Genomic DNA, 16052 nt, shown 5'->3' on the forward strand with positions numbered 1-16052 from the left:
TATAGATGAAATCCACCTGCGAATGTGTACATCTGAATCATAGTGATTCCTTTCACAATAACAATATTGTATAGTAGAAGAGAGATAAAAGTCACTTGAAGACATCTATAACACAATAATTCGACGAAATGAAGGGATAAGAGTGCCATATTTACGCTTTAAAGGATTCTCCGAAGTCTTTCTTGAAGAAATAACGCCACAGGTCGTTGATGAATTCGCGGGGATTGTTCAAATTCCGCAGGAAATTGTGAAGATCGAACTGCTTCCTTATCAGATCATTACGAATACGCCGCTATCCGTTGAAATCCTTATGTTCCAGAGATCTCAGGAGATTCATGATGCTGTTGCAGCCCGCATTCACGATATCTTGTCAGAACACGGGTACCGGAACGTACATATTTTCTTCGTGATTCTTAAGCGGAATCTTTATTATAAAGAAGGCAGGCCGTTAGAATAAAATAAGATTTGGTTAACGGCAAACAAGGATGCAGAAGATGCATCCTTGTTTTTTTTATACGAGATGCACCAAGGCCAGCTCGCTATGATAAGTTAGAGGGGAGACCCCCGAAAGATATGAGGCACAGATAGGAGGTACTATGGAACAATTGCAAGGCATTCTGAAGGAATATTACGGATTGGATCGTACCCATGTTGTACCCCAAAAGGGTGGTTGGGCAGCGCTGGCTTATAAAGTGCAGAGTGATGGACATGCCTATTTCCTGAAAGTATATGAAAAGAGCCGCGCTTCCACGCCCAAGTGGACCGCGAGAATCGACGAGTATGTGCCCATATTGCTATGGCTCGGGCAGCACAGCCAGTTGAAAGGAAAGATTCCAGTCCCCATCCTAACGAAAGACGGATTATATCAATGTGAGGATGATGAAGGAATCTATCTATTGTATGAATATATCGTTGGAGATACGATCGCTGACCTTGACCTGACGAGTGATCAAGTGAGACAGCTTGCAGAGATCATCACCGAGCTTCATCAATATGGAGAAGAGATTCCGCTCAACACGGATGCGATAAGAGAGAATTTCGAGGTTCCCTTTCTCCAGCAACTCGAGCATACCCTGGATGCCGTGATGCCTAACGATGTCAGGGAAGTGGTGCAGCCGTACAGGGCGCAATTGACCGAGCTGATGAATGAGGTCCATGAGTTGTCGGTGACTTTAGCGCATAGCAATGTACATAAGGCTCTATGTCATACAGATGTTCACCATTGGAATCTGATGTCAGATGGACATCAACTGGTACTGATTGATTGGGAGGGACTGAATGTAGCTCCGGTTGAAGCCGATATGATGTTTTTTGTTCAAACACCTTACTGGGATGAATTTATGAGAACATACAAGAGAACCCACCATCAATATGAGATCAACTCGGAAGCCCTGCGATTTTACCAGGGGAGACGCAAGCTGGAGGATGTCTGGGAATTCATCGAGCAGCTGCTCTACGATGCCCAGGATGAGGGGGAGCGAATAGCGACTCTCAGCCATTTGAAGAGCGAACTGGAAGAAATCACGCCAAGCGATTGAATGAATCAAAGATTGCAGAGCGGACGATAGGCATCCTCCGTCCGCTCTGCATATAATTTCCTTACAATTACGACGTCGGATGGCGAAGATCCGATGGCTGTGCCGGACGAAACTTATTCCTCTTCCTCGGCAATGACCCGGACGGAAGCTGTTGCATTTCTTGTCGGTCCATTATCCGACGTTAAAGTTACCGGGCTGGTTATAATGGTATCTTCCTCAACATCCGGCAGTATAAACGGGATTCGAATATTCTCGACTGCGCCAATGTCCAATTCCTCAAGTCGTACCTGAAGGTTGAAGAGCGGTGCGGTCAGTACGACGTTTCGAAGCACCACATTCCCCGTGTTTTGAAAAAAGATGAAGAAATGCACGAGTTCTCCTGGTCTTCCCACTGGACGGTCCACCGTTTCGGTCAAAATGACATTCGGCAGCAGCTCAGTTACGATATCGACAGATGCCGTCTGCAGCGGTGATTGATCGGAGAAAAGAACAACGTTGTTTTGGAAGGTCTCGCCTCCCACAGAGTTCGCAGGAACCGTAAACGGTAGCGTAAAGACTCGCGTTTCACCCGGTCCCAAGGACGGGATAACGACGTTGAAACCCAGAAGAAAATCAATAACGCGCACATCCGTCAACGTCCGGTTTGGAACGTCCGTCAACGTCACATTCGATACATTCGTGACCCGGATCGTCTTATTGACTACCGTCCCCGGACTTGCTGTGGGCGGGTCAGCCTCGACGTTAATATCAACGAGCGTGGAAGGCAGTGCTACCACGACGCGCGTTTCGCTAAATATCGGCGAGGACACCGGATTTTCCGGCCAATTCACGGTGACGCGGTTCGCAAATACGGTCCCCTGCAGTGCATTTGTCGGTATTTGGAAGGTAAACATCACGACAGTTGTCGCTCCCGGCGCAATGACTGGGATCACGTCCACGATTCCGGTCAAGGAATCGGCGACGGTTACGTTGGTTGCCGGATTGCTGCCCGTATTCGTTACTTCAACCGTATAGGTTACCGTTTCACCCGTTGCGGCTACACTGCGGTCAGGCAGCTTGGATACCGTCAGTGTCGTCGTGGCACCAGGTATGGATATAACAACAACCTCGGCTGCAGCGGTTTGCAGCGGTGTCTGGTCCGAAACGGCCGTGAAGCTGTTCGTAATCACGCTTCCGTTCGCTGCATCAGCGGGTATTGTAAAGGAACCCGTCCGCGTAATCGTCCCGCCCGCGAGAATGGTCGGTATCGTCTCGCTTAGGCCAAGCAGCGGATCGCTCAGGACGACATTGGTCTGTGGCTCGGTAAGGGTATTTGTCACCGTAAGGGTAAACACAACCGTATCGCCCGGTGCCGCAACGGCAAGATCCGCCGTCTTGGTGAGCGCAAGCCCAATTGCCGTTACCGTAACGGTTGCCAAGACTCCCTGCGATCCGGTTTGCGTGGATTGAACGGTGAGCTCGTTCATGATATTCGACCCCGGTTCAGCATCCAGCGGGACCGAAAATGGAATAATAAACTCGCGTCGTTCGCCGATGGCAAAACTTTCGATCGCCTCGGCAAAGCCGAGCGATGGATCTTCAAGGACAATATTGGTTAGAGGGACATTGCCGATATTATCGATAACAATCGAGTACTGGAAAGTCTGGCCCGGCATGATGGTTGCCACGGAAGGGATCTTTCGTACGCCGAGCTGCGGCGCTTCAACGACCAGTACGTCAAAGCTCGATGTGACGCTTGGTGCCTGATCACTGGTGGCCATCGCCGTATTGGTGTAGGTCTGTGAAGGTGTCTCCAGCGGTACGAGAAAAGGTACCGTAAGCACTTGGGTCTCACCAATGGCGAGACTTGGCACTTGGATCTCGCTAACGATCGTATCATCGGTAATGATGATATTCGTCAAGTCGGTATTTCCCGTATTGGTAACTTCAAACGAGAATTGAATGATTTCACCTGGTAATACCGATATACGGTCCGCAGATTTCACCAGGTTGAGGCGCGGCGCAGGGAGCACCTCAACCACGGTTCCTACCGTTTGCGGTGTTGGCAGATTATCGGCCGTAATCTCGGTCCGATTTGCAATCGTCAAACCAGCCGGTTGTTCGGGTGGAATGACGAACGGCCAATCAATCACGAAACTGGAGCCTATAGGGAGAGTGCCAATCAATTGATCCAGTCCTAACAGCGGATCGACGATGCGGACGTTAAACAGGTCCACATTCCCAAAATTGGTAAGTGTAATGGTAAACACGACCGTTTCACCGGGAGCGGCCGAAGATGGATTAACTGTCTTCGTTGCTTCGAGTATGGGATTTTCCGTAATGAAGATTTCAGCAATTGCAATGACCGGGTCCCGTACTTGATCCGCCCTAACGAACACTTCGTTAATGATAAAGCCCGGAGGAAACTGCTCTGGAACAAAGAAGGGGAGAGGAATGACGAACCCTTCAAACGGATTGAGAACAGGCAGTATATGAAAAAAACCTAGGAACGGATCCTCAATGAATACATTGGTAAGCGGAATGCCGCTTCCATTCTTGATCTCAATAATAAATTCGACTAGTTCTCCCGGGCGAACTTCAAATCGGGTGGCGAATTTATTTACAAATATAGTAGCTTGCTCACCGAGCTTCGTGATAAACGCATCAACTCCCCCGTTGTTGAACGGTTGAAACGAGAAGGGAGTGGTCGGGTAATCGAAGGAGGATGTTTGGCCGGTAATATAAATCTGATTATTCAAGTCCACGGCAATTCCGTTGCCGCTATCGGTCGAGCTGCCTCCCAAATAGGTTGAAAATTCGAGAAACGAGCCGGTGGGGTCGAGAATCGTGACAAAAGCATCGGTGGGGCCAAAGAGGGAAAATTGGATTGCATCGCCGGCCAATGGATAATCCGCAGACGATGTTTCTCCCGTAATGAATGCACTTCGTGCCGAGTTTAGCGCGATCGAGAGCCCCGTATTAGAGCCATTCCCCCCAATCAGCGCCGAATAGATGAGTCCGGTTCCCGTAGGATTCAACTTGGTAACGAAAGCCCGGTTAGTCCCTAAAGGTGTGACAAACGATCCGGATGTCGTTGGGAAATCGGGGGAACTCGATGATCCGGTGACATAAGCATTCCCCGCCGTATCGATCGTGACGTCAAAAACAACATCATTCAAGCTGGCTCCCAATATAGTTCCATACACGAGCGCGCTTCCCGTAGGGTTCAGCTTCACGACAAATCCGTCGACATCGCCTTGAAGGGTTGTTTGAAACGCTCCTGGCGTTGTCGGGAAGTCCGAAGCCACCGTCTGGCCGGCGACGTAAGCATTGCCCGAATCGTCCACAGCAATGCCGTTGGCATCCGTTGTATCCAGGGTACCGCCCAGGTAGGTCGAATAAATCAATCCCGTTCCGTCGACATTCAATTTCGTCACGAACGAAGTTGAAATGGATGAAGGGTTGGATGTCTGGAAAGCATCCGCGGTCACTGGAAAATCAGCAGAACTCGTGCGACCGGCCACATAGGCGCTTCCGGAAAGATCGACGGCGATGCCGAATCCTTCATCTCCTCCGGAGCCTCCCAAATAAGTGGAATATACAAGCGTACCGCCATCACGCACCGGGGGTTGTCGGATAATCGCTGGAAAAAGTGGTACCGGTAATGTACGCATTCCCAGCGAAGTCAATGGCAATGCTTCTGCCCGTATCCGAAGCACTTCCTCCGATGAAGGTAGAATAGATTAAACTTGTCCCCGAAGCATCGATCTTGCTGACAAAGAAGTCAGCCGTGCCTTGAAACGTGGTCTGGAAAGCCCCAGGTGTCACGGGGAAATTGGCCGAAGTCGTGATGCCTGTCACATAAGCCTGCTCGAAATCATCGACCACGATGTCCAGGCCTTCTTCCGTGTCCGTGCCGCCAAGATAAGTCGAATACAAGATGACCGGATCAATCACCAAGGGCAGTTCACGATCATAAGTTTCGGTCATTTCGAACCCGATCAGCCTCCTGCCTTCCTGTCCGGATTCCACGACATATCGGCAACCCAATTCCTTACGTACGCCGTCTACTTCCTGGTAGGCGATGGGTTTTTGATCCATAAGCGTGCCATAAGGCGTGAACAGGAGCAGATTGCCTTCCTCGTCGAGTTGAATTTCGTCAGAACCGTCACATACCAGCTGAATATCCTCCACCCTTGCACCCGGGTTCAGCAGCCAATCAAACTTGAGTTTACCGCCACTCCCTTGGATCACGGCGTCGATACCAGGCCATAACTCCCGGTATGCAACTCCGCGATACGTATCGACGTGCGTAATATGGCGCTTCGGATCATTGCCGCGAAAATAATGAAACTTGCCTTCTTCCTTCGACATGCCTTCCAGTCTGGAAGCCTTCCCCGGGATATCGAAACGCCACACCAGTACAACGCCGTTTGTTGTTCGCTCTGCTTCCGTGGAAACGGGCTTATACAGCGTGAGCAAGATCCGATCCGCTTCGAACGAACAGCGAAATCCCGAATCTTGTGCGAAATAAAGCGTGTTTGGGTCGAATTGACCGACATTTTGCGTGAACAAGAGCGGCAGCTCCCCGTAGGGTAGAATGCTTTTTCTTGAACTGGGTTCCAATACGCTCAACGAAACTATCTCCTCTCAAGACATTTATCATTAGGGTATGAATGTCCTGTCTGAAAGGTTCAATTTGAAGGTATTCTTTAGGGGCTGAAAAAAGGACGCACCTGATTCGGCGCGCCCTGAGGCAGGTTTTCTTGTACCAGCTGGCTTGAAATTTATGAAATGGATTGATATTGCATTACATTACATATTTGACAATCAACCAACAGAGCAGAGCCATAAACCAGGAGACAAAACCGAAAATCATCACGATTTTGTTCTCGCTCCAGCCGTATTTGAGACTGAAGTGGAAATGGATCGGTGCCATTCGGAACAGACGCAGTTTGGTCCGTTTGTAGTACCATACCTGCAGGATAACCGAGAGCTGCTCAGCCAAATAGATAACGAACAGAAGCGGAATCAGAATTTCGACCTTCTCGATGACCGCTAAGAATGATAGGGAGCCGCCAATGGCGAGAGATCCCGTATCGCCCATGAAAGCCCGGGCTGGATGAATATTGTAGAGCAGCAAGCCGAGCAGGCAGCCGACCATGACCAGCGAGAACATTTGCACTTCCGGTTTGTCGGAGATTAAAAAGAAGAAAAAATAAGTAGGTATAGCTACATTGATTAACAGTCCGTCCAATCCGTCGGTAAAGTTGATGGCATTCGCCGAACCCACAATGAATAACAGCATGATAATGACGTACACGCTTACCGGCAATTGGAGCTGGAACCCGTTGAAGAGTCGGATATCACTTGTCAGTGAAAAGGAATGGAACAGTACATACAATAACGCGCCGGTAAACAGGAACTGAAATACAAGCTTCATGCGACCGGAGATTCCGGACGGGTCCTGCCACGCAGCTTTTTTGAAGTCATCCATAAACCCGATCGAGCTGAACAAGAGGAAGGTCGAGCATAAAAAAACGGTAAGCGGCGTAGGTTGAAATTGCAGTGAAATGGCAACGCCAATCAGCAATATAAGACCTGCCATTAACGGCGTCCCGCGTTTGGCCTGATGATCGGGAGGCAATTCACTCCGGATTGGCTGCGTAAGCTTTAACGTGCGCAATCCCCAGATAAGCAGAGGGGTGAACAGTGTCACCAGCAAGAACGATAGTCCGGATACGCCCAGAATTCCATTCATCTTATACACATCTCTTTCTATCGATTTCGTGTTAGTACATTGTATTTCGATGAAATGGACAAATATTCCTTCTGATTTACGAAGTTAGCAAAAAGAGTAACGTATCCTATTCTCGACGGAGAGACGCTACTCTTTTTTAATATTCTAGAATTGATAGGGGCCGTTAATGGATAATCGTAATACCATAGCCGTCATTTCCTGTGGAGTGTAGGGATATCCCTTCAACATCCACCACAAGATGGTCTCGTGAAATGCACCCGTCATAAAGTTGATGACCACTTCGGACGGCACACTGATCTCGGCGCCTGTCTCGATGGCTGCTTCAAGCCCAACCTTTACAAAATGGTAGAGTGTGGCTTTGAAATAACGCGTGAATGGCGTGTCCGGATGGATTAAGATGAAGGCTTCGTAAAACTGCCGATTCTCCAGCACGTGGTTGAATAAAGCGACCATATTGGAGGGCAGTTCATCATAATCAACCTCTTGAAGGGATATTTTTTTCTCGATCACGATGCGGCGTTCCAAATCTTCCATTGTCTCCTTCGACATGACCTCCATTAACTCGGCTACGCTGCTAAAATGCTTGTAGAAGGTAGGCCGTGTCACTTGTGCCTCGGCACATAGATCCGTAATGGATATGGGATCGATTCGGGAAGCCATCATGTGAAGGAGAGCGTTTTTTATTTTTTGCAGGGTTCTGATTTCTCTCGGATCTAACTCCGGTTTCATGACGATAGGTCCACTCCTTCGCAGTACCACAATATGTATCTCTCTATTATACAAAATACTATCATGTATTGAATCTGGGTAGGAGATGGAGGTTATAAATCTTAAGAGCCAAAGGGTTCAGCTTATTGGAGAGCAGAAGGTGCGTTGACGGTACTAGTGATAGCATGGACGAAGATGGAAAGTAATAAGTAGATCTTAGCATTCGTGAAAAAGATAATGTGAGTTGTTCGGGACGGCGTGAAACCTCAAGACCGATACGCTACTCGTTATCATGTTACACGCGAAGTGCAGTACGAAGATTTCGCTTGCACTGCATTTTCGTGCTTGAAGTATGGTCAGATATGAGGTAGCCATTGCTACCTTGATTATGGTTTAATCTATATAATAACTACAACAATTTTAATCCCCTAAACGTAATAATATTGAATTGAATGCAGTTAGATCATAAAGGATGATCGGGAGCTTACAACGTCGATTACGGCGATTGTGAGCTCTTTTTACTTTCCAATAATTAGGTTGCTGCTATAATGAGGGTGGGAACGACGTGAGTATATGGGTGTCACGAAATGATGAAGGTTCCTTATATGTTCGTTTTAAGTATGATGAACAAATGGTGATGAAGATTCGAGAAATTTCAGGAAGGAAATGGGTCCGTGATAAAAAGGTCTGGATGATTCCTTTTTACACCCGAATCCATCCAACAGTTGTATACACTTTTGAAGTAACGGAGATTCATGTTGATAGCATGTTGATGAAAGAGAGCAGCTTGTTTAACAATGAAGTTCACATACAGGATCACATTCCAATCTATTCATGGGATGAGTCGATAAAAAGGTCTTTCGTTCATGCACTGCAGCTTCGAGGTTATAGTAAAAAAACGATAAAAGCTTAATCAAGCGCTCAGCGCGATCAAATTCTTTGCTCAGAAAGTACTATTGCATGAAGAAACAGTCTCTTATGTTCGACCTAAGAAAGAAAAGAAGTTGCCGAATGTATTATCGATGAACGAAGTGATGTTGATCTTAAAAGCACTCCATAATTTAAAACATCGTGGGATCCTATACCTTACCTATTCTTCAGGATTACGGGTAGGGGAAGTGGTCCGGTTGAAAACCCAAGATATTGATTTCGAGCGAAAAACACTTCGAGTTTATCAAGGCAAAGGTCGAAAGGATCGTCTTACGCTATTATCCGATACAGCTATGGGTATTGTTCAACCGTATTTAAAACACGAAAAGCCTGAGAAGTGGATGTTCCCAGGTCAACACCCAGAGCGCCATATGACTGAACGAGCGGTTCAAAAAGTGTTCGAACAAGCACGTACTGCCTCTGGAATCCAGAAAAAGGTTAGCATTCACGCCTTACGCCATTCATTCGCTACACATCTTTTGGAAGGTGGAATTGACATTCGCTTCATTCAAGAGTTGCTCGGTCATCAAAGTGTGCGCACCACCGAAAGGTACACACATGTGAGTGTGAAGGACATAAGAAGGATTAAAAGTCCGTTAGACCAATTGGAAGAGGAGTCGTAAACTTGGTTGTTGATGGTGGGTTCACGAAGTTCGCAAACACCTCAAGAGATGATATTATTGCGAAGTTCGTGAAAAAGACGTTAGGTGAAATCATTTCACAATGCTAAAAATTAAAGGAGTATTTTTATGTTAAATATAAAAGTCGAAACTAAAGATGTTCTAGGTATCGATTGGGATGAGGCTATAAGTGGCCCGGTTGAGAAAGAATGCCATTTTTATTATTCGCTCTTTTATAAAGCTTCTGGTGAAGCAGAAAAAAATAAAAATATTACACATAGTGAAATTTTAAAGCTTTTAGGAATGATCTGCTCATTTCATTTAGATTTAGAAAACTATGAATGTCCATTTGAGCCAGCTCTCATTCTTAGAGAGTCAAGAAGTCCAAGTATAGAAGATCTTACTGAGAATGATTATGAAGCACTTCTAATGATTGTCGAACTTGTAAAGGACTCAGAACTAAAATCACGCATAGCTGATATTCTATGGGTTGGGAAGCGTCAGCATCTTCAAGCTAAGAATGCTGTTTATTCTTATATTGAATAATTTTGGACTTTGTTTGATCCAATACATTGGACTAGTTGTATAGAGAGAATCGAAAGAGCATTACAAATTGCAATTATACTAGGCCGAAAAAACGAACCGTTTGAGGCTTCTGTTAAAGTAATTGAAGAAGCACTCAATAGGATTAATGGAGAAGACTCTTCATTTCTTTCGGCTAGATTAATGGAATTACTAATTGAGAATGGTATAGGTGATCCAGAAAAATACTCTATGTTATCAGAGAAAATTGCTATTAAAGCAGAAGAAGAGTTGGATTTTCGTAGAGCGAGAAATTATTGGGGCATATGTTCTAAATGGTACCATCTTAAAAAAGATAAAGAAAATCAGCATGCTAAGTTAAAGAACTATGCTGAAACCTACGTGAAAGAAGCAGAATCAATCCTCGCACGCGAGAATCCAAGTTATATGCTTGCATCTTCTCAAATATTAAGCGCTATTGAGGCACATAGAAGAGTAAGAGGAAAAAACGAACGTATTGAAGAACTACATAGACTTTTATTAACTTACCAAGAAGAGTCAGTAGATGAGCTACAAAGCATTTCCTCTGAAAAAATAGATATTAGCAATTATATAGAAGAGGCAGAAAGGCTAGTAGAAGGTGAAGACAAAGAGAAGGCCATTTTTCAATTGGGCTTAATAGGAGGAGTGCCTCAAAAGAATGCTCTACGTGCGCAAGTTGAAAAAAACTCAGGAAAATACTTTCTCCAAAATTTTTTTCTTCTGTGTCTATAAATGAAAGTGGCAAAATAATTAAACGTCATCCTTCAATGATATCAGGAGATCAAGAAGAGGTTGAGGCAGCAATTAAAGTAGAGATGTATAAAAATGCTCAATATTATCACCTCATCCATACTCAAGGTTTAGTGGAGCCTGCTCGAAGAAAAATAATTTTCGAACATTGTATCCGTTTGAAGGACGTTTTTGATTTAGTCGAAAATAATCCCTTTGTTCCATATGGAAGAGAAATTATATTTGCAGAAGGCCTATTAAAGGGGTTTTATGGAGAATTTTTAGTATCTGCACATTTGTTGATCCCACAACTTGAAAATTCAATTCGGCATATTCTTTACGAATCTGGAGAGATTGTTTCTAGTCTTGATTCTGAAGGAGTTCAAGATGAAAAAAATTTAAACTCACTTTTATTTGTTCCAAAGTTTGAAGAGCTCATTTCTGAAGATATAGCCTTTGACTTACAAGGACTTATAGTTGAAAGATCTGGGAGTAATCTGAGAAATAAGATAGCTCATGGATTGATGAGCTATGAGAACTTTTTCTCAAGCGAACTAACATATTTATGGTGGTTAACTTTACACTTATGCTGTAACTATAAAACACTATATCTTAAGTCCTTAAAACAATAGTTAAAAACATGAATGAAATGACATCACCTAACAATATATTCACGCTGCGGGCATATGCCCTTGGTCCGGCATTCGCCGGACACCCAGCATGCGCTGGGTCGTGAATACGGGAACGTTATCTGAAAGATCGGTAAATCATTTTAAAATATATACATCAAATTCAATTGAATTGAGGGAAGTAATTGAACTGGTTATTTAACAATAAAGAGTGGTTATTCAGTGGAGCTGGGATAGTAGTTTTAAGTGCAATATTTAAGTTCGCTTACTCGAGGATTAAAAAAGAGAAAAATAATAAAAGTAAAAATATAGAGAAATTATTTAACTTTGAAGATCAGGTATATTGGAAGAAAAGTACATTTATCGAAGGTATCACCAAAATATAAAAACTATCAATGTCCAAATTGTAAAACTAAAGTTATTAACGAATCAATGACATCAATTAAGCCAGTTGTGATTAAGGCGAATACAAAGCAATTTAAAAGAAAGGATTTTTAAATACAAATCAAAGATACCGATCTATCAGATAACATAATATTCACGCTGCGGACATTCGTCCTTGGCCCGGCATACGCCGGACACCCAGCATGCGCTGGGTCGTGAATACGGGAACGTTATACGACAGAATCTAAAGTCTAAAATTTTGAACTAGGGAGTGATTTTCATGATCAAAAAAATTAAAAATATTAATAATCTTGCAGTATTTCAAGATTTCGAATGGGATAATTCAGTATTAAATAATAATCGACAGATAATGCGATTTGAAAGAATGAATATCCTTTACGGAAGAAATTATGCTGGAAAAACCACACTATCTCGAATTGTAAGGGCCATTGAAATCGGGAGAATATCAGAAAAATATGACAGCCCTTCTTTCTCTGTAATGTTTGATGATGATAGTACTATAAATCAAGATCAAATAGCTAATGTTCAGAAGAATATCAGAGTTTTCAATGAAGATTTCGTTCGAGATAACTTGAGGTTTATAATTGATCCAGAAGACAACGTGAAGTCATTTGCTGTTCTTGGTGATGATAATAATGCCCTGGAAGAGGAAATAGCTATTTTAAGCAATGAAATTGGTTCAAATGAGGAAAACAAAGAGACTGGATTGTATAAACGGTTGAGGGATTTAAAAACAATTTATACAGAAATAAAGTCAGCTAACGATCAGTTTGCTAGTAGTTTAGATAGACAACTTTCAGAAAAGGCAACAGGACGCAATACAGGGATAAAGTACAAAACTAATAAGTTTGGAGATCAAAATTACAATATTTCCAAGTTGAGGACAGATATCAGAAAGGTTATGTCAGGATCATATAATTCATTAGATGATGATAAAAAAGCTGAACATGAGCTCATGCTAAAAGAACAAGTTAAATCTACTATTCCATTGCTTCCAACTTTATCACTTCAATGGGAACAATTTTGCGTAGAGGCAGAAGAATTGTTATCGCAAAAAATTGGTTCTTCAGATAAAATTATTGAATTGCTTCGTGAGGTAAGTTTGAATGAGTGGGTGAAACAAGGCTATGAATTACATAAAGATAAAAAAGAAATTTGTGTGTTTTGCGGAGAAAAAGTTTCAGATGAACGTTGGAGCATTCTACATAAACATTTCGATGATGAATCGAGGATTTTAGAACAAAAAATTGGTAAGTTGATAAAAAAAATCGAAACGGAAATGCAAACAGTTCAAAAACTTTTTGTAACTGATAAAAACTTATTTTATTCCAATTTTCATAAAGAGATCGAAAAACTAACCGAGTCATATTCAGAGATTTCATCCAGGTATAATGAACAACTGGAAATATTAAAAGAGCAATTATCTAGGAGAAAAGAAGCTATAACGGAAACCATACCTTTAGTACGACCTTTTGATTGCTCTCAAGAACTACGAATGATTTTGGATAGCTATGAGCATTGTTGTATTCAATCTAATGATTTTACTGGGAGTTTAGCATCGGAGCAGGCCAATGCTAGAGAAGCTCTACGCTTACAAGAAGTTTATGATTTTTGTTTAACAACAAATTATAGTGAAAGTATGGAAGCCATTAGCGAAAACACAAAAAAAATAGAAGAAGCTAAGCGGGAGTTTGACCGAACTAGAAAAGAGATACATAGACTAGAAGAATTAATAACAAATAAAAAACGTCAGCTAAACGATGAGGAAAAAGGAGCACTCTTAGTTAATAAATATCTTACTGATTTTTTTGGTCATGAGTTCCTTTCTTTGAAAGCTATTGAAGATAATAATAATGGGGAGAAGAAAGTTCGCTTTGAAATTGTTCGAAATGGAAGTCGTGCTTATCATTTAAGTGAAGGGGAGTGCAGCTTAATTTCTTTTTGTTACTTTGTAGCAAAATTAAATGATATAAATACTAGAGGTCTTAAACCAATAATTTGGATTGATGATCCTATTTCTAGCCTTGATGGGAACCATATTTTTTTCGTATACAGCTTGATTGCTGCTGAGATAGCGGGTACAGGGGCATTTGAGCAACTTTTTGTGTCAACTCATAATCTTGATTTTCTGAAGTATTTAAGAAGATTGAACAGTTTAGAGCTACAACCAAATGGAAAAACCAAAAGTTGCAGCAAGCAGTACTTTGTAATCAACAGGCAAGGTCATAATTCAACATTACTGCTTATGCCGAAATACTTAAAGGAATTTGGCACTGAGTTTAATTATTTATTCTCTTGCATACAACAGTGCTCTTGTATTGAAGTAGTAGATGATTCAAATTTCCATTTGTTTTATAATTTTGGTAACAACGCAAGAAAGTTTTTAGAGATATATCTTTACTTTAAATATCCTGATTTCTCAGAGGACAAACTGGAACGTTTCTTTGGGGAAGATAGAGTTCCTTCAATTTTAATAGATAGAATCAATAACGAGTATTCTCATTTACAAGGTTCTATTGAAAGAGCTGCGATGCCAGTTGAAGTGCCTGAAATGGTATCAACTGCTAGGTTAATTATTGACAAAGTTAAGGAAGATGCTGATCAATATACTGCTCTTATGAAGAGCATCGGAATTGATGCATAATTAGGAAAGAGGGTCATAGGACCCTCTAAATACTAGTTTGGTTCAATTCACAAAAGAGTTGTAGAGCATCTTTGAAACCTTGTATGTAGATACTTCTTTCTAGGATGGACTGGAGAGAAATTTGAGCGTCTTCGTAAAGAAAAACGGTATGTTGAAGTTGATCGGGTAAAGCTTCACGTAGCGTTCTGAAATATTGAACTGTTTCTGAAGAAAGTTGACTATATTCGGTATGATGTTCTGAAAGTTCAGTGTAGAGTAATTCCAACCGTATTCTTATCAGTGGCTCTGCTAATGAATCTAATGAACTAATCATATAGTAGCTCCCTCCTTTAACTCTATAGAGATATTATATAACTCTATAAGGTTAATTACAAGGCGATTATTTGACTTTGTAGAGTTAATACTTCACTTTTCATTGATGATTGCTGGAATGGGAGATAAGATAGAATTATGGAGGGAAAAAAATGAGCATTATCAAGTGTAACATAAGGAAACTAATGGCAGAACATCGAATAGATGATATAACTGAATTGATGGCGAAATCAGGATTAAGTCGGAATTCAATTAACAAGTTATACAGGGAAATCTATATAGAAACGACGAAATTGGAAACCTTATTCAAGCTATGCGATACATTTAACTGCAAATTATCTGATCTGATTGAATATGTACCTGGAGAAGATAAATAGTGAGGGCAGATTCAAGAAGGGATTCCGTCGTATAACATAATATTCACGCTTCAGGGCTATTGCCCTTTGGTTGTCAGATGTATATTCATGGAAGGAGATCAGACAACAACCGCCCCAACCTAAGATAAGAGCTATCTAAGGTTGGGGCGGTTCGTGAATACAAGAACGTTAGCTGAAACAACATTCGAAAATAATACAATTACTGGAGGATTAAGTGTGTTTGTGTCGAAAGAACTAACTATCACAAGACGGGGGTGTTTCTTTTGACTATTCAAATTACTCTAAACGATGATTTATTCACAACCGATGAAAGACAGAAATTAATGCTTCTATTTAGAACAACAGATGATAATGAGTTCAACATTGCAATTTCTAAAATTGCAAATGCTGCTTTAACTGAATATAAAGAAATGTTATTAGGTAAAGGCTTACCGACTAGGGCTGACGAAATAAAACAACATAGACTATTCCATCTACTAAAACATTATTTTACAGGAATTATTCCAACAGAAGCTGAAGTGTCTTCTATGTTTCAACTGACAGAATCAGAAAGCAAAGCCTTAATCAGAAATGTACGAACTAGATTTAGATACCAGTTAGAAGCAGAAATTCATCTGACTCTTCAGCAAACTATTCTTTCTGCAGAGCAACAAAACGATGGTTATCATGTTGTAATTCAATCGGATAATGTAATTGAGGAGCTCAATAGAATGATAAGTACTCTTGCTCCACATCTTGATCCAATATCTAAGGTGAGGAATAGTTCGAGAAAATATAGTATTTCTGATGATACATATGACTTTTTTAATCTACAATTTGGGAATCCAGTTCAAGTTGCCGCGGCAAGGGAATAAAG

At 42.1% G+C, this 16052-nt stretch carries 15 protein-coding genes; 10 read left to right on the top strand and 5 right to left on the bottom strand.

What is annotated here, in order from left to right:
* Positions 1-142: 142 nt before the first annotated feature.
* Together MKX98_RS13320 and MKX98_RS13325 are read left to right on the top strand one after the other, a co-directional pair.
* Entirely contained in the window at positions 143-457 is a 315-nt protein-coding gene (locus tag MKX98_RS13320; RefSeq protein WP_071224307.1) for a DUF1904 family protein, read from the top strand.
* Positions 458-596: 139 nt separating this feature from the next.
* A complete protein-coding gene (locus MKX98_RS13325; RefSeq protein WP_339223380.1) occupies positions 597-1538 on the top strand; it encodes an aminoglycoside phosphotransferase family protein in 942 nt (313 codons plus the stop codon).
* Positions 1539-1651: 113 nt separating this feature from the next.
* Here the strand turns inward: MKX98_RS13325 and MKX98_RS13330 are convergent, their stop codons facing one another.
* The 4 genes from MKX98_RS13330 to MKX98_RS13345 all read right to left on the bottom strand — a co-directional run bounded on the left by MKX98_RS13330 (position 1652) and on the right by MKX98_RS13345 (position 8007).
* Entirely contained in the window at positions 1652-5206 is a 3555-nt protein-coding gene (locus MKX98_RS13330) for an SBBP repeat-containing protein (protein WP_339223382.1), read from the bottom strand.
* A complete protein-coding gene (locus MKX98_RS13335; RefSeq protein WP_339223384.1) occupies positions 5133-6152 on the bottom strand; it encodes an SBBP repeat-containing protein in 1020 nt (339 codons plus the stop codon). Before MKX98_RS13335 ends, MKX98_RS13330 begins: the two co-directional genes overlap by 74 nt.
* Before the next feature lie 175 nt (positions 6153-6327).
* On the bottom strand, positions 6328-7278 hold the full coding sequence (mraY, locus tag MKX98_RS13340) for a phospho-N-acetylmuramoyl-pentapeptide-transferase (protein ID WP_339223386.1): 951 nt from the start codon (positions 7276-7278) through the stop codon (positions 6328-6330).
* A 144-nt stretch (positions 7279-7422) separates the two neighbouring features.
* Positions 7423-8007 carry a TetR/AcrR family transcriptional regulator C-terminal domain-containing protein gene (locus MKX98_RS13345; RefSeq protein ID WP_339223387.1) on the bottom strand — a complete coding sequence of 195 codons (585 nt, stop codon included), beginning with the start codon at positions 8005-8007 and terminating at the stop codon, positions 7423-7425.
* Between the two features lie 544 nt (positions 8008-8551).
* On the opposite strand from MKX98_RS13345, the gene MKX98_RS13350 reads away from it, so the two are divergent.
* The 6 genes from MKX98_RS13350 to MKX98_RS13375 all read left to right on the top strand — a co-directional run bounded on the left by MKX98_RS13350 (position 8552) and on the right by MKX98_RS13375 (position 14507).
* A complete protein-coding gene (locus tag MKX98_RS13350) occupies positions 8552-8899 on the top strand; it encodes a hypothetical protein (RefSeq protein ID WP_339223389.1) in 348 nt (115 codons plus the stop codon).
* A gap of 109 nt (positions 8900-9008) precedes the next feature.
* Complete coding sequence (locus MKX98_RS13355; RefSeq protein WP_339223391.1) at positions 9009-9539, top strand: tyrosine-type recombinase/integrase; 531 nt, start codon at positions 9009-9011, stop codon at positions 9537-9539.
* Between the two features lie 126 nt (positions 9540-9665).
* Positions 9666-10082: a hypothetical protein gene (locus tag MKX98_RS13360; RefSeq protein ID WP_339223393.1), complete on the top strand. Its 417-nt coding sequence runs from the start codon at positions 9666-9668 to the stop codon at positions 10080-10082.
* 9 nt (positions 10083-10091) lie between these two features.
* A complete protein-coding gene (locus MKX98_RS13365) occupies positions 10092-10832 on the top strand; it encodes a hypothetical protein (RefSeq protein ID WP_339223395.1) in 741 nt (246 codons plus the stop codon).
* Positions 10823-11461 carry a DUF4209 domain-containing protein gene (locus MKX98_RS13370; RefSeq protein ID WP_339223397.1) on the top strand — a complete coding sequence of 213 codons (639 nt, stop codon included), beginning with the start codon at positions 10823-10825 and terminating at the stop codon, positions 11459-11461. The genes MKX98_RS13365 and MKX98_RS13370 overlap by 10 nt, the downstream gene beginning before the upstream one ends.
* A gap of 661 nt (positions 11462-12122) precedes the next feature.
* Positions 12123-14507: an AAA family ATPase gene (locus MKX98_RS13375; RefSeq protein WP_339223398.1), complete on the top strand. Its 2385-nt coding sequence runs from the start codon at positions 12123-12125 to the stop codon at positions 14505-14507.
* A 25-nt stretch (positions 14508-14532) separates the two neighbouring features.
* Here the strand turns inward: MKX98_RS13375 and MKX98_RS13380 are convergent, their stop codons facing one another.
* Positions 14533-14820: a DUF6809 family protein gene (locus MKX98_RS13380; RefSeq protein WP_339223400.1), complete on the bottom strand. Its 288-nt coding sequence runs from the start codon at positions 14818-14820 to the stop codon at positions 14533-14535.
* A gap of 151 nt (positions 14821-14971) precedes the next feature.
* On the opposite strand from MKX98_RS13380, the gene MKX98_RS13385 reads away from it, so the two are divergent.
* Both MKX98_RS13385 and MKX98_RS13390 read left to right on the top strand, forming a co-directional pair.
* Positions 14972-15196 (top strand): helix-turn-helix transcriptional regulator, encoded by a 225-nt coding sequence (locus MKX98_RS13385; RefSeq protein ID WP_339223402.1) that lies wholly within the window; start codon positions 14972-14974, stop codon positions 15194-15196.
* A gap of 263 nt (positions 15197-15459) precedes the next feature.
* Positions 15460-16050, top strand: coding sequence for a hypothetical protein (locus tag MKX98_RS13390; RefSeq protein ID WP_339223404.1), 591 nt, complete (start codon positions 15460-15462; stop codon positions 16048-16050).
* Positions 16051-16052 lie beyond the last annotated feature (2 nt).

Source organism: Paenibacillus sp. FSL W7-1332, from assembly GCF_037969785.1.
Lineage (GTDB): Bacteria > Bacillota > Bacilli > Paenibacillales > Paenibacillaceae > Paenibacillus_AQ.

What these genes read in the sequence shown, in the direction of transcription:
- MKX98_RS13375 (WP_339223398.1), top strand. Translation starts at nt 12,123, where the DNA reads ATGATCAAAAAAATTAAAAATATTAATAATCTTGCAGTATTTCAAGAT.
- MKX98_RS13360 (WP_339223393.1), top strand. Translation starts at nt 9,666, where the DNA reads ATGTTAAATATAAAAGTCGAAACTAAAGATGTTCTAGGTATCGATTGG.
- MKX98_RS13345 (WP_339223387.1), bottom strand. Translation starts at nt 8,007, where the DNA reads ATGAAACCGGAGTTAGATCCGAGAGAAATCAGAACCCTGCAAAAAATA.
- MKX98_RS13355 (WP_339223391.1), top strand. Translation starts at nt 9,009, where the DNA reads ATGAACGAAGTGATGTTGATCTTAAAAGCACTCCATAATTTAAAACAT.
- MKX98_RS13325 (WP_339223380.1), top strand. Translation starts at nt 597, where the DNA reads ATGGAACAATTGCAAGGCATTCTGAAGGAATATTACGGATTGGATCGT.
- mraY (WP_339223386.1), bottom strand. Translation starts at nt 7,278, where the DNA reads ATGAATGGAATTCTGGGCGTATCCGGACTATCGTTCTTGCTGGTGACA.
- MKX98_RS13385 (WP_339223402.1), top strand. Translation starts at nt 14,972, where the DNA reads ATGAGCATTATCAAGTGTAACATAAGGAAACTAATGGCAGAACATCGA.
- MKX98_RS13380 (WP_339223400.1), bottom strand. Translation starts at nt 14,820, where the DNA reads ATGATTAGTTCATTAGATTCATTAGCAGAGCCACTGATAAGAATACGG.